Origin of the sequence: Chryseobacterium vrystaatense (assembly GCF_000737765.1) — a bacterium.
GTDB lineage: Bacteria > Bacteroidota > Bacteroidia > Flavobacteriales > Weeksellaceae > Chryseobacterium > Chryseobacterium vrystaatense.
Genome location: NZ_JPRI01000001.1, coordinates 860,453 through 874,104 on the forward strand (window position 1 = coordinate 860,453; position 13,652 = coordinate 874,104).

Sequence of the window (13,652 nt, forward strand, 5' to 3'; positions counted from 1 at the left end):
TGAAAAATTAATAATGAAAAATGTTCAAAAATTATTAACTATCCATTCTTAACTGTTAATTTTTTAATACTTGCTCTTTAAACTGTTTTCCTCTGTCTTCATAGCTTTTAAACAGGTCAAAACTTGCGCAGCACGGAGAGAGTAAAACGGTATCTCCGTTTTTGGCCAGTGATTTTGAGATCTTTACAGCCTCTTCCATACTTGAAGTATCATAGATGAATTCTTTTTTGTCTTTAAAGAAGTCTATGATCTTCGTATTGTCTATTCCTAAGCAGACAATTGCTTTTACTTTTCTTTTAACAAGTTCCTCAATTTCTGAGTAGTCGTTTCCTTTATCTAATCCTCCTACGATCCAGACCGTTGGAGTTTTCATGCTTTCTAAAGCGTAGTAGGTCGCATTGACATTCGTTGCCTTACTGTCATTGATGTATTTTACACCGTTGGCCTCTGTCACGAATTCAAGTCTGTGTTCTACGGCCTGAAAAGTCATCAGAGAATTTCTGATGCTTTCGTTGTTGATTTCCAGTATTTTACCGGCAATAGAAGCCGCTAAGCTATTGGCAACATTGTGATTTCCAAGAAGAGACAGTTTATCGATCTTCATAGTAAACTCGTCCTTTCCTGTTACTACAATCTGATCTTCATCAATGAATCCCCCTTCAGACAGTTTTTCTTTTGTAGAAAAAGGAATCATTTTGGCCTTTATTTCAAGTTTTTCGAGAATATTTTTACTCATTTCATCATCTTTGTTATAGATGAAGAAATTGTCATTTTCCTGGTTTTCGGCAATTCTGAATTTAGCTAAAGCATATTCTTCATAATTGTAGTTGTACTGATCCAAATGATCCTGAGACAGATTCAGCAACAGGGAAATATAAGGTCTGAAATTCTGAATATCATCTAATTGGAAAGAACTGACCTCCAAAACATAATATTCGTGGTTCTCGTCAGCCACCTGTTTTGCAAAGCTGTAACCGATATTGCCTCCTAATCCTACATTCAGTCCGTCATTTTTCAGGATATAGTAGATCAGTGAAGTAGTCGTTGTTTTTCCGTTGCTCCCTGTAATCGCAATGATCTTTGCATCAGTAAATTCTGAAGCGAACTCAATTTCAGAGGAAAGTCTTATTCCTTTCTCATGAATTTTATGAACGATCTCTGCCTTTTTGGGAATCCCGGGGCTTTTTACGATCCAGTCGGCTTTTAATATTCTTTCTTCGTTGTGGTTTCCTTCTTCAAATTCAATTTCATTTTCGGCTAAAAACTGCTTATAGTTATCCTTAATAGCTCCTTTGTCTGAAAGAAAAACTTCCAGACCTTGTTTTTTCGCTAAATAAGCAGCTCCGCATCCGCTCTCTCCACCTCCTAAAACAACTATTTTCATATTCTTTTTTTTGTAAAATGTAAAATGTATTAATGCAATTTGGTTTACTTTTTTAATACTCTTACTTTGATAAAACTTATCTCATTTTTAATGTGATCAGACATACAATCGCCATGATTACTCCGATGATGATCATTCTGTTCACGATTTTGCTCTCATGGAAGCCTCCTTTCTGATAGTGATGGTGTAATGGAGACATCCTAAAAAATCTGTTATTCTGAGCGTAGTCCAGCCCATATTTTCTTTTTCTGTATTTGAAGACAATAACCTGCAGCATGACAGATACGTTTTCGATCAGGAAGATTCCGCATAAAACAGGAATCAGAAGTTCTTTTCTCAGGATGATCGCTAAAACGGCGATAACACCTCCCAGCATTAGACTCCCTGTATCTCCCATAAAAACCTGAGCAGGATAGGTATTGTACCAGAAAAAACCAATCACAGCACCCACCATAGCTACTGCAAAAATGGTCGTTTCACCCATATTCGGAAGGAACATGATATTGAGGTAATCCGCAAAAATAATGTTCCCGGACAGATAGGCGAATAGCGCGAGGGTAAGCAGTATGATGGCACTGGTGCCCGCTGCGAGCCCATCTATTCCGTCAGTGATATTGGCACCATTGGATACCGCAGTGACGATAAAAATAACGATTGGGATAAAGACAATCCATGCCCACTCATGGGCATCTTTATCATTCATCCAAAACAGAATTCCACTATAGTCAAACTCATTGTTTTTGGCAAATGGAACGGTAGAAACGGTAATTTTTTCAGTAGGCATAAAGTTCTGCTCTACATTGTTCCGGTTCACTACTTTTGCATCTGCATATTTTCTTTTAACGGTAATATCAGGGTGGAAATACATTGTAACTCCGACAATTAACCCCAATCCGACCTGGCCGACAATTTTAAATTTTCCGCTCAGTCCGTCTTTATTTTTTTTAACTTTCTTTAAATAATCATCTACGAAACCTATAGCACCCATCCATAACATGGAAACCAGAAGCAGGACAATATAGACATTGGTAATTCTTGTAAAGAGCAGAACAGGAATGATTGTCGCAATGATAATGATCAATCCCCCCATTGTAGGAGTTCCTTCTTTCTGCTTTTGTCCGTCCAGCCCAAGGTCACGTACCAATTCACCCATTTGCTTTGCTCTTAAGTAATTGATAATCCTCTTTCCGTAAACCAAGGCAATAACCAGAGAAAAAAGCACAGCTATTCCGGCACGGAAAGAAATATATTTCAGCATTCCCAATCCCGGTATATGGATTCCCTGACTGGTTAGGTATTCGTATAGATAGTATAGCATGTCCTTTTTTTTATTTACTCATTAACTTCCAAAGTTCGTTGATCGTTTCTTTGTCGTCAAAATGATGTTTTACACCATTAATGTCCTGATATGTTTCGTGGCCTTTTCCGGCTACTAAAACAATATCTTTCGGTTCTGAAAATTTGATTGCCATTTTGATGGCTTCTTTTCTATCCGGAATTGAAGTGTATTTGCTGAAGTTTTGAGATTCAACGCCTGCTTCAATTTCTTTGATGATCTGTGCAGGATCTTCTGTTCTCGGATTGTCTGAAGTGATGATAGCCAGAGTTGATTTTCTGGTGGCAATATTTCCCATTTCAGGTCTTTTGGAGTGATCTCTGTCGCCTCCGCATCCGAAAACAGTAATCAGCCTTTCGTTTTTCGTTCTGATATCATTGATACTGTCCAGAATATTTTCTAAAGCATCCGGAGTGTGTGCATAATCCACGATAAAGAAAATTCCACCATCTGATTTGAACGTTTCGAATCTTCCTGAAACTCTTTTTAACATACTGATTGCCTGCAAGATTTCATCCTGCTCAAAACCCAGTTCTGTTGCAATTCCGAAAACCAGCAATAAATTATAAACATTGAATCTTCCTGTCAATGTGGTCCAGAATTCTTTTCCGTTGAAGTTCAGCAACATTCCATTGAAGTCGATCTCCAGGGATTTTCCGTGGTAATCAGCCATGGTTTTCAGAGCATAAGACTTTTTCTTTGCCTTAGTATTCTGAAGCATCACCATTCCGTTCTTGTCATCAACATTGGTGATGGCAATAGCGGTATCTTCCAGTCCGTCGAAAAATCTTTTCTTTGTCTTCAGATACTCATCGAATGTTTTATGGTAATCCAGGTGGTCGTGGGTAAGGTTGGTAAACCCTGCAATTTTAAAATGCAGACCTTCTATCCTGTTTTGTGCAATTCCATGGGAACTGACTTCCATGAAAGCAAATTCACACCCTTTTTCAACCGCTTGTGCTAATATTTTATTGATGGTGATCACATCCGGAGTCGTATGCGTTGCCGGAATAATTTCATCCGCTATTCTGATCTCCACAGTGGAAAGCAGTACAGAATCATATCCTAAATTTTTAAATACATCAAAAAGAAGGGTAGATACTGAGGTTTTACCATTGGTTCCGGTAACTCCGATTAATTTAAGTTTCTGAGAAGGATTTCCGTAGAAATTGGAAGCAAGGTGCCCCAATGTTTTAGATGAATCTTTAACCTTGATATAAGTTACATTTTCATTCAGTATGTCTGGAAATTCTTCACATACAATAGCTTTTGCACCTTTTTCAACAGATGATGCAATATATGAATGTCCGTCTGCAACGGTTCCTCTCACTGCAACATAGAGTGAGTTTTCCGTAATCTTTCTGCTGTCAAAAACCAATTCTGAAATCTCACGGGCTTCATCGCCGTGAATTTCTAAAACTGGAATCTTTTTTAATAATTCTGTTATTATCATTTTATATCTGGCAGGAATTTTTCCTTGCCTTTTTTATCGTCCTTTTGGACCGGTTTACTAATTTTAATTCTGCAGAGATAAATAAATTCTCTGATTTCTGCTGATCACTGTACCCTCCAGCGGGAACTGTTCCCTGATCCTTCCAACACCTTTAAAGTCGACACGGTATCCTAAATTTTCCAGTTGGGGAATTACATTTTTACCGATGAGTCCGACTACGTTGGGCATCTGTTTATTGTTGACGGCTACTTTGACGTTAGGTTCTACCAATTTGCTGAGATTGACCTTTCTGTCTACCAGCATTTCCTTTTCTATATTCTGAGGTGTTTTCAGGAATGTTTTTCCTGCAATCTCTTTAAACACCGGAGCTGAAACGGGACCTCCGTAAAAGCCTATTGCCGTGTTCGGCTCACTGATCATCACGTAGCAGGTGTATTTTGGATTATCAGCCGGATAAAAGCCTGCAAAAGAAGCTCTGTACTTCATTGGGCCGGGAAGCCAGTATTCAAATCTTGCTGTTCCTGTTTTTCCTGCCATTTTAAGGTTGGGAGTAAAGATGCTTCGTCCTGTTCCTTTTTCCACAGCTTTGGTCAATGCATTGGTCATCATTTTGATGGCTTTTTCGGAAGCCATTTTATTGACGATTACTTCGGGTTTAGCGCTGTACATTACTTTCCCGTCTTTCATGATCTTATCAATGAACAGAGGTTTAAGCATTTTACCACCGTTAGCAACCCCGTTATAGAAGGTTGTTAACTGCAACAAGTTGATGTTTGATGAATATCCGTAAGAAATAGAAGCTAATGTTGCGGCATTCCATCTTTTATTTTGTGGCGTAACGATCTTCGGTTTTGTAATTCCCGGAAGTTCAATATCCATTTTGTCAAATAGCTTCCATCTTTTCAGATGGTCCAGAAAAATCTGTGGTTTTTCTGCATAATACTTTGTGATCAGTTTTGCTGTTCCGACGTTGCTTGACTTGGCTAAAACATCACTGATATCATAAGTTCCTCCGCCATGGCCATCAGAGATTCTCTGTTTTGCATAGGTCCAGACTCCATTGCCAACATCTACGGTTGTGTTTTCATCAATAAAACCATCATCCATTGCTGCCAATAGTGAAATAGTCTTAAAAGTAGAACCGGGTTCGATATTATCTTTTAAGGCATAGTTATAAGAGTCTTCGTATTCGCCAGATTCTGTTCTTCTGAGATTAACAAGAGCACGTACCTTTCCGGTTTGTGTTTCCATGACAATCACGGTTCCGTGTTTAGCCTCGTAATTAATTAACTGCTTCTCTAATGCAGAGTGTGCAATATCCTGAATTCTAAGGTCTAAAGTAGTATATACATCTTCACCATCTACCGGTTCTTTTACTTTCCAGTAATCAATAGGCTTCCATTGTGATGAGTTGATTCTTTGTTCCAGTCTCTTTCCGTCGGTTCCTGTAAGATATTTTGAGAAAGCACCTTCCAGACCGGCTTTTACTTCTCCGTTATCAATTCCTATTGTTCCGGCACCAATCTCTGAGGTAGCGAGTTCTCTCTTATAATTTCTGTCTACAATAAAACCTCCTTTATTCTTCCCTTTTTTAAAGATCGGAAAGTTTCTGATCCTGTCATACTGATCGAAATCAAGCCCTTTGACTAAGGTATAGTATTGATTCTTCTTCTTTTTTTGCTCATCAAATTTCTGTCTGAATTCTCCTCTGGATTTTCCAAACATTTTACTTAAAGAATCTGTCAGTGCGCCGATATTGTTGCTGTAGATGGTATCTTTCATGGTCTTGAAATCAAGATAGATATCATAACGCATCACGGTTGTGGCGAGTATAGAGCCGTCTGATGCGAACAGGTTTCCACGGGCTGCCTTTAGTGTGGCTTCTCGGTAATTTTTATTAATGTAATCGTCTTTAATTTCCTGAACATTAGTGTTTTGCAGGATTACGATTCTTGTAAGAAACAGCACAAATACGCACAGAACTCCCACTGCGAAGAGGTAGCCCCACCTTAACGTTTTTTTACGTTTGTTATCGTATTCATTTTGTTTTTGCATCTGTACTGTCTAGTTTTATTAGCAGTTTGTGAGGATGGTTTTCCAAAGTCATCAGTGAGTCCTTTGCTACTTCCTTCCCCAGTTGCGATTCCATTTTTACTTTGATCAGCTTACTCTGGGCGTAAGCGTTTCTGGATTTATATTCTTCTGTTTCTTCTTTTAAAGCATTGACAATTTTTATTTTCTTGTTGACAAGGTGATTGCTATAAATCATCGCCATCATCAGAATGAACAACAGTAAAAAATACTTGTAATGAGTTTTGATCTCATCACGGTTCAGAAAGTTTCCTTTTATAATGTCTATAAAAGTGAGCTTCTTCTGAGGGCGGTTTGTCGTTCTTTTTGCCAAAGTTTTTTATGTCAATTTGTTTACAGTGAATGCACTTCGTTCGTCAATTGTCATTTTTTTATAAGTTGAATAAAAAATGACCCTTCACCATTGACTCTTCACCTTTACACTTTAATTCCTGTTCTCATTTTTGCACTTCTTGCTCTTGAATTTTCTTCGATCTCCTTATCATCGGGGATGATCGCTTTACTCTTAAGCAATTCAAAGACCTTTTTATAATTTCCGTAGATATCTCTTTGCTGTTCTCCTTCAAACATTCCGTTTTTAAGGAATCTTTTTACCAGACGGTCTTCTAACGAATGGTAAGAGATGACAACGAGCCTTCCTTCCGGTCTTAAGATGTTAAGAGCCTGAACAAGCATCTCTTTCAGAGCTTCAAGTTCCTGGTTGACTTCTATTCTTATCGCCTGGAAAAGCTGAGCATAAAATTTGTTCACCTTATGAGGCGGAAGATAGCTGAACAGCTTTTTCAGATCCTCGGTGGTATTGATACTTTTTGTTTTTCTGTGATGAACGATGTCTCTTGCGAGTTTTCTTGCTTCTCTCAGTTCACCGTAATAATAAAAAATATCGGCAAGTTCAGTTTCTTCATATTCATTGATCACTCTCTTGGCATCAAGACCTTGCATGACGTTCATTCTCATATCCAGCGGTGCATTGTTTCTTGTGGAGAAACCTCTTTCTGCTTCATCAAACTGGTGTGATGAAACGCCAAGATCGGCCAATATGCCGTCCACCTGAGTAATGCCATACATCAGCATTGAGTTTTCCAGAAACCTAAAATTCTGATTCACCAGCGTAAATCTGGGATCATCAATTGTATTTTTAAGGGCATCCAGATCCTGATCAAAACTGAAAAGTTTTCCTTTCTCTGAAAGTCTGCTCAGAATTTCTCTTGAGTGGCCTCCTCCTCCAAAAGTGCAGTCCACGTATATTCCGTCAGGATTCGTCACCAAATCATCAACGCTCTGCTTCAATAAAACGGGGTTGTGGTACATACTTAATTGTGTTTTTTACCTTGCCTTTTACAGCAAGCGCGGTTTATTCTTCATCGAAAGCGCCCATCACATCTTCAGCAAGGCTTGCAAAATCAGCTTCATTGGTAGAAATTACCTTTTCATAGGCTTCTTTATCCCAAATTTCAAAAAGCTCTCCTGCGCTTGTAATGACAGTGTCTTTCTGAAGGTTTGCAAAATGAACCAGATCTTTTGAGATCTGAAGTCTTCCTGCATTGTCCAATTCTACTGTTTTTACACCTGCCGTAAACATTCGAATGAAATCAGCATTCTTTTTAATGAATCTGTTTAGTTTATTAATTTTGCCCATCATTTTGTCCCATGCATTCATGGGATAAACTTCCAGGCAAGGTTGGAACACAGATCTCTTGACTACAAATGCCTTATCGTCGAAGTTTTCCATCTGTTTGATCAGGGAGGAGGGAACTTTTAACCGGCCTTTGTCGTCAATTTTACACTCATATGTTCCAATGAAACTTTTCATTTGGGACAAATTTATATAATAATTTCCAAAATTTCCCACTTTTTCCCACTTTTTGACTTAATGTTAATAAGTTTTATTAAAGATTTAATTTAATCGGGATAAGTATTTGATATTTTGAGTGTTGTGGAAACTGCTATTTAGACCATAGTAAAGAGGTTTTGAAAAAAGTAAAGAAAAAGGAGGATATTATATTATTTTTACTTTAAATTAGGGTATTCAAAAATTTTTTGAGGTTTAATTTGTATTTTTGCAGAGCTTTATTAAGGCATTTTATGATATTTAGTACAAAAAAAGAAAAGAAATATACTTTTATAGAGGCGGGAGAAGGACATCCATTGGTGCTGTTGCACGGTTTAATGGGTGGGTTGAGTAATTTCGATAAGATGGTAGATTTTTTTTCGGAGAGGGGGTTCAAGGTTTATGTTCCTCAGTTGCCTATCTACGATTTGCCGGTACTCAATACTAATCTTACCACTCTTGCAAAATATATTATCAAGTTTATAGAGAGTCATATTTCTGCACCTGTTACTATTGTAGGAAACTCAATGGGGGGACATGTGGGATTGATTATGACTTTAGCAAGACCTGATCTCGTTAAGAATCTTGTTTTAACAGGAAGCTCGGGATTGTATGAAAGAACTTTCGGGGACAGTTTCCCGAGAAAGAATGACCGTTCCTATATAAGGAAGAAAACGGAAGAGGTTTTTTATGACCCTGCTATCGCTACTGAAGATCTTGTAGACGAGGTTTTTTCTGTAGTGAACGATAGAATGAAAGGAATAAAAACAGTGATGTTGGCCAGAAGTGCTATCAAACACAATATGCTGAATGACCTTCCTAAGATTGTGACTCCAACATGTCTGATCTGGGGAAGACAGGATAATGTTACTCCTCCTGAAGTGGCTGAAGATATGCATAAGTTTATCCCAAATTCAGATCTCTTCTGGATTGAGAAATGCGGACATGCTGCGATGATGGAAAAGCCGGATGAATTTAATGAAATTCTTTACAGCTGGTTAAAAGATAAAGTTTAAAACAAATAATAATAAACCATTAAGAGCTTTTCTTAATGGTTTGTTTTTCTAAAAAATAGTCAAAAATGGTTATAAAAACGGCAGAATTTGTAAAAAGTAGTGGGAAATGGCAGGAATGCCCGGAACCTACGATGCCAGAGTACGCTTTTATCGGAAGGTCGAATGTTGGAAAATCCTCATTGATCAATGCAATGATGAATCATAAGGACCTGGCAAAAACTTCCGGAACTCCAGGGAAAACTCAGCTGATCAATCATTTTTTAGTGAATGAAAACTGGTATCTGACGGATTTACCGGGTTATGGATATGCAAAGGTTTCAAAATCGATCAGAAAAGATTTTGAGAAATTGATTACCAATTATATTTTGAACAGAAGAAATCTTGTGAATTTATTTGTCTTGGTGGATTCACGACATACTCCACAAAAAATTGATTTGGAATTTATTCAATGGTGTGGGGAAAGCGGTATTCCTTTTTCGATTGTTTTTACAAAAGCGGATAAGTTGAAACCGAATGTTGCCCTTCAAAATGTAGAAAATTATAAAAATGAGCTGCATAAAACGTGGGCTGATCTTCCTGAATTGTATGTGACTTCTGCAGAAAAGAAAACCGGTGGTGATGAGATCCTGAATTTCATTCAGACCACTAATGAATTTTTAAAAAATAATAGTGTAAGTTTTGATGAGTAATATAATCTGGAAAATTAAAACCTTTGATGAGTTTACAGTTCCTGAACTGTACGCAGTGCTGAAAGCACGTATTGATGTTTTTGTAATTGAACAGAACTGTCCTTACCCGGATCTGGATAATTATGACCAGAAAGGCATTCATATCTGGGCTGAAGAAAACGGGCAAATTCTTGCGTATTGCCGTGTCTTTGACAAAGGAATTAAGTTTGACGAAACTTCTTTCGGAAGGGTTCTTACGACAGAGCAGGCTAGAGGTAAAAATCTGGGCAGACAGCTGATCAGATATGCAGTAGAAATAATAGAAAACCGTTTTCATACTTCTGAGATTAAGATCTCAGCACAGGATTATTTATTAAGATTTTATTCCGAATTCGGATTTATAGATACCGGAAAAAAATATCTGGAAGATGATATTCCACATACGGAAATGATCAGAAAATAAAAGAAAGGCATTCCAAAACGGGATGCCTTTTTGCTTGTAATGTAATAAAAAACTATGGTGGTGTTTGTCCTGTATTTCCTCCCGTGTTTCCTCCATTACCGTGTCCGTTACCATTGCCATTACCCTCACCTGTGTCCAGACTTTCACCCGGAATTGTGCTGTTTTGGATAGTTGCCTGAGCATAAGGGCTGTGGTTGGTTTCTTTTCCGTTTGAAAATATCAGTCCAAACATCATGACAATAAATTGTATCATTTTAATTTTATTATTTGGTGTAACTAAAATGTAGAAAAGGGAGGAGGATTTTGTCCTGTATTACCTCCCGTACTTCCCCCGTTTCCAGGTCCGCCGTCATTATCTTTATCGATATCTAATCCTTGACTGGAATGTATACCGCTAAGTCCGGTTGTTTTAGAATCGTCATTTTGATTTGTTTTATTTCCACTAGGAAATATTAGTCCAAACATCAGTAAAATCAATTGAATCATGTGAGTAGATTTTGTTATAAAATACAAAAATGCGAAGAAAAAGCTTCGCATTTTTTATATATGTAGAGTGTTTTTAGTTTTTTTGAAATTTTATTATTTACAGCCTGAGCAGTATGATCTGTCTACATACTGTTTGCTGTTTCCTGAGTAGTAATAGCAGCCTCCTCTTTTACCTACATATAACTGACTTCCATTGTATGTGCATCCTTTGTTTTGTGAATAAGATTTTGATTTTGCAGAGCTTGAATTTCTTTTAGAGCCGCTTTTGCTCTTCTTCTCTTTTTTCTTTTGCTTTTTAGATGAGACTTCTGTTTTGGAAACACTGCTGTTTAGTGTAGCAGTGAAGCTTGTGGGAAGCAGTAAGCCCGTTGTCAGGAGGACTGAGAATAGTAGTTTTTTCATAGGAATAATTGTTTTTTATGGTTGATGGTTTTCGTGGTTATTAGTTTTTATCAACGGTTATATTTTAAGTCGAATTTATTCTGCGACATGAAAATGAATGCAAAAAAATCGATGAATGCAATGAATGCAGGAATAAGAGTCCAGCAGAAAATCAGATAGAATACACCCATAAGCGTCTGTCCTAAGTAAAATCGATGTATACCAAGACCCCCGACGAAGAAAGAAAGTATGGCAGCTATATTTTTTTCTTTTCTGCTTTTAATGGGAGCGGTAATATTTTGCACTTGTTGAGATTTTAGTTTAATCATCTCATCAGCAGACATTACGGTTAACTTCGCGATATAATTGACTATATTGACAATATGTTGATTGGCATGTGTGACTTCATGAGATTCATTGAATGTTCCCATTTTTCTCCTTATTTCCACGGTGATTTCAGTTTTGTTTTCTGACATGGAATTAAGGTTAATATCAATATAAACACCTAAGCTGAGAAATTCATAAGACTCATAAGTGTATTGGTTAAAGATTTCATTTGAACTGTGAATTCTGTACTTAGAATTTAGGAGAGTAATATTTTTCACGCTTTCTTTCACCCGGTCAAGAGGGAAATCGACATTCAATATTTTTTTTGGATTTGGGATTGCAAATACCGCCATGTTAATAATTTTCTAATGTTTTAATCAGTTGCCCTTTGAAATTATATATTTCATCAAGGTTGTTCAATAGGACCTTTTCACCAGCATCTTTGCCATTCTGAAAGGTCTCGATATATTTATTGGCGGTGTTGAAGTGAAACCTGCAAAGTGGCTTTCTGTTATTATCATCAAGCAACACCCCAAAGTAGGATAGGGTATCTCTGTAGGCAATTCTGTCGGAAGGAATTTTTTCTCTTAAAATAGCTTTAGCGATTTGGAAAGCCTCGAGTTCTTCTTCTGTGGTAATGATTTTAGAGTCATTATTCTCATCGATAGGAAGTGTTTTTACAGTGTCTTCCTGTTTTTCAATCTGTTCATTAATGCTTAATGCTGATTTTAATCTGAAGCTTATGGACTCATTGATAGAAAGAGTCAATGCTTTTTTGGTATACTCTTTAAAAGAAAGCATTCTGCTTGCTATCATTGGTTTCGAGAAGAACCTGCCGACTAATAGCTTTATCATTTCATCTGACGGATTTTCGATTTCCTTTTCAAATTCTTTTCTGATGGCTTTAATATATTTCAGGGCTTCTGCGGAGTCCAGAATATTTTCCAGATTGTAATCGTTTTTAGTAAAGCTTTCTAATATCTTGATAGAACTGTCTTTCAGATCTTCAATATCGATGGTGAAGAAAGGCTTTTCATCCATGATATTTGGTTTTTCCAGATCTGTATAGAAGTTGTAAACGATGCCGTTGGTCAAAATTCCAAACCTTGATTTCGAAACATGATAATAACGGTGCAGCTGGGAGTTGTGAGCGTCTGCGTTTTCTTTCCAATGCTTACATTCAATAATTAAAATCGGATCATCATTCTTCCGGATGACATAATCTACTTTTTCTCCTTTTTTTGTTCCAATATCACAGATGTGCTCAGGAATTACTTCTGTAGGATTGAAAATGTCATAGCCTAAAATTTGTATGAAAGGCATGACAAAGGCGTTTTTTGTGGCTTCTTCAGTGTTGATCTGATCTTTTAATCCAACGACTTTCTGATGCAGCTGTTCTAATTTTAGTTTGAGATCCATAGGTTTGGTTATGTTTAAATTTCTTCTTCAAAAATATCCTGATAAAAAAGGTTTTCCTTACGGGAATCCGTAAAAAGAAAAAACCTTCCAACAATTTGAAAGGTTTTAAACATATATTTAAAAACAAGATTAAATAATTCCGAGATCTTTGCAGAAAGCGACGAGTTGTTCATTACTTGTTACTTCAAGATCTTCCTTAAGGCTGTTCAGTTTTTTTTCTACACTGCTTAAGCTGTGTGGTTTAATATCTTTTTCCTGAAGATGCAAAGGAATATGTTTCTGTAAAATTCCTCGTGAAAGCAATGAAACCAAAGTGATATCATAGGCAGAGAATTCATAGCTATTCAATTTTTTGACCTCTTGTTTTAAATCAAGAGATAAGTAATTTTCATTAATAAAAACAGAAGCAATAGACTTTTTTAATTCTTTGGAGTCGTTTCTTGCTTTACGGACATAGCCGTTGATTTTAAATTTATTAAACAGGGAATCAATAATTCCTGATTTATGTTCTGCAGAAAAAACGATTACTTTTAAGGAAGGCTGCAGTTCTTTAACTTTTTGTATTAAATCTCTTCCATCTTTAAGCTTTTGTTCACGATGATCTTCTTCATAGTATAGGTCTGTGATCAGCAGGTCATACGGAGCTTCTTCCCGGATGGCTTTTTGAACTTTGGCTAATGCGTCATCACAATAATATACATAATCGACATTAGGGATATTGAGTTCTTCCAATGTTTTCTGGATAGAAATGCTGATACTTTCGTGGTCTTCGGCTATTAAAATTTTTTTGAACATTC

16 protein-coding genes are annotated in these 13,652 nt (G+C 36.9%); 3 read left to right on the plus strand and 13 right to left on the minus strand.

The features are described 5' to 3' along the window. Positions 1-55: 55 nt before the first annotated feature. The 7 genes from murD to mraZ form a co-directional block, all read right to left on the minus strand. Positions 56-1,384: a UDP-N-acetylmuramoyl-L-alanine--D-glutamate ligase gene (murD, locus tag IW16_RS04000; RefSeq protein WP_034739900.1), complete on the minus strand. Its 1,329-nt coding sequence runs from the start codon at positions 1,382-1,384 to the stop codon at positions 56-58. A 76-nt stretch (positions 1,385-1,460) separates the two neighbouring features. Next, on the minus strand, positions 1,461-2,702 hold the full coding sequence (mraY, locus tag IW16_RS04005) for a phospho-N-acetylmuramoyl-pentapeptide-transferase (RefSeq protein ID WP_034739902.1): 1,242 nt from the start codon (positions 2,700-2,702) through the stop codon (positions 1,461-1,463). A 10-nt stretch (positions 2,703-2,712) separates the two neighbouring features. After that, positions 2,713-4,173, minus strand: coding sequence for a UDP-N-acetylmuramoyl-L-alanyl-D-glutamate--2,6-diaminopimelate ligase (locus IW16_RS04010; RefSeq protein WP_034739904.1), 1,461 nt, complete (start codon positions 4,171-4,173; stop codon positions 2,713-2,715). A 63-nt stretch (positions 4,174-4,236) separates the two neighbouring features. Further along, positions 4,237-6,228 carry a penicillin-binding transpeptidase domain-containing protein gene (locus tag IW16_RS04015; RefSeq protein WP_034739906.1) on the minus strand — a complete coding sequence of 664 codons (1,992 nt, stop codon included), beginning with the start codon at positions 6,226-6,228 and terminating at the stop codon, positions 4,237-4,239. Then, positions 6,212-6,577, minus strand: a complete 366-nt coding sequence (locus IW16_RS04020) for an FtsL-like putative cell division protein (RefSeq protein WP_034701184.1) — start codon at positions 6,575-6,577, stop codon at positions 6,212-6,214. The genes IW16_RS04015 and IW16_RS04020 overlap by 17 nt, the downstream gene beginning before the upstream one ends. 104 nt (positions 6,578-6,681) lie before the next feature. Then, on the minus strand, positions 6,682-7,575 hold the full coding sequence (gene rsmH, locus IW16_RS04025) for a 16S rRNA (cytosine(1402)-N(4))-methyltransferase RsmH (RefSeq protein WP_034739908.1): 894 nt from the start codon (positions 7,573-7,575) through the stop codon (positions 6,682-6,684). A 43-nt stretch (positions 7,576-7,618) separates the two neighbouring features. Beyond that, entirely contained in the window at positions 7,619-8,077 is a 459-nt protein-coding gene (mraZ, locus tag IW16_RS04030; RefSeq protein WP_034739911.1) for a division/cell wall cluster transcriptional repressor MraZ, read from the minus strand. Positions 8,078-8,349: 272 nt separating this feature from the next. Between mraZ and IW16_RS04035 the strand changes: the two genes are divergently transcribed. The 3 genes from IW16_RS04035 (at position 8,350) to IW16_RS04045 (ending at position 10,242) form a co-directional block, all read left to right on the plus strand. After that, the gene (locus IW16_RS04035) at positions 8,350-9,111 is read left to right on the plus strand and encodes an alpha/beta fold hydrolase (RefSeq protein ID WP_034739913.1); all 762 of its coding nucleotides are present in this window, start codon (positions 8,350-8,352) and stop codon (positions 9,109-9,111) included. Positions 9,112-9,176: 65 nt separating this feature from the next. Beyond that, a complete protein-coding gene (gene yihA, locus IW16_RS04040) occupies positions 9,177-9,800 on the plus strand; it encodes a ribosome biogenesis GTP-binding protein YihA/YsxC (RefSeq protein ID WP_034739915.1) in 624 nt (207 codons plus the stop codon). Beyond that, positions 9,793-10,242 (plus strand): GNAT family N-acetyltransferase, encoded by a 450-nt coding sequence (locus tag IW16_RS04045; protein WP_034739917.1) that lies wholly within the window; start codon positions 9,793-9,795, stop codon positions 10,240-10,242. Before yihA ends, IW16_RS04045 begins: the two co-directional genes overlap by 8 nt. Positions 10,243-10,294: 52 nt before the next feature. On the opposite strand, the gene IW16_RS04050 is transcribed toward IW16_RS04045, so the two are convergent. The 6 genes from IW16_RS04050 to IW16_RS04075 all read right to left on the minus strand — a co-directional run bounded on the left by IW16_RS04050 (position 10,295) and on the right by IW16_RS04075 (position 13,650). Continuing rightward, a complete protein-coding gene (locus tag IW16_RS04050; RefSeq protein WP_034739920.1) occupies positions 10,295-10,495 on the minus strand; it encodes a hypothetical protein in 201 nt (66 codons plus the stop codon). A 23-nt stretch (positions 10,496-10,518) separates the two neighbouring features. Continuing rightward, complete coding sequence (locus IW16_RS04055) at positions 10,519-10,728, minus strand: hypothetical protein (protein WP_034739921.1); 210 nt, start codon at positions 10,726-10,728, stop codon at positions 10,519-10,521. A gap of 93 nt (positions 10,729-10,821) precedes the next feature. Further along, positions 10,822-11,130, minus strand: a complete 309-nt coding sequence (locus IW16_RS04060) for a hypothetical protein (RefSeq protein WP_034739923.1) — start codon at positions 11,128-11,130, stop codon at positions 10,822-10,824. Between the two features lie 50 nt (positions 11,131-11,180). Beyond that, positions 11,181-11,789, minus strand: a complete 609-nt coding sequence (locus tag IW16_RS26860; RefSeq protein WP_223878102.1) for a TM2 domain-containing protein — start codon at positions 11,787-11,789, stop codon at positions 11,181-11,183. Position 11,790: 1 nt separating this feature from the next. Continuing rightward, the gene (locus IW16_RS04070) at positions 11,791-12,855 is read right to left on the minus strand and encodes a type I restriction endonuclease (RefSeq protein WP_034739926.1); all 1,065 of its coding nucleotides are present in this window, start codon (positions 12,853-12,855) and stop codon (positions 11,791-11,793) included. A gap of 129 nt (positions 12,856-12,984) precedes the next feature. After that, positions 12,985-13,650: a response regulator gene (locus tag IW16_RS04075; protein WP_034739927.1), complete on the minus strand. Its 666-nt coding sequence runs from the start codon at positions 13,648-13,650 to the stop codon at positions 12,985-12,987. Positions 13,651-13,652: the final 2 nt, after the last annotated feature.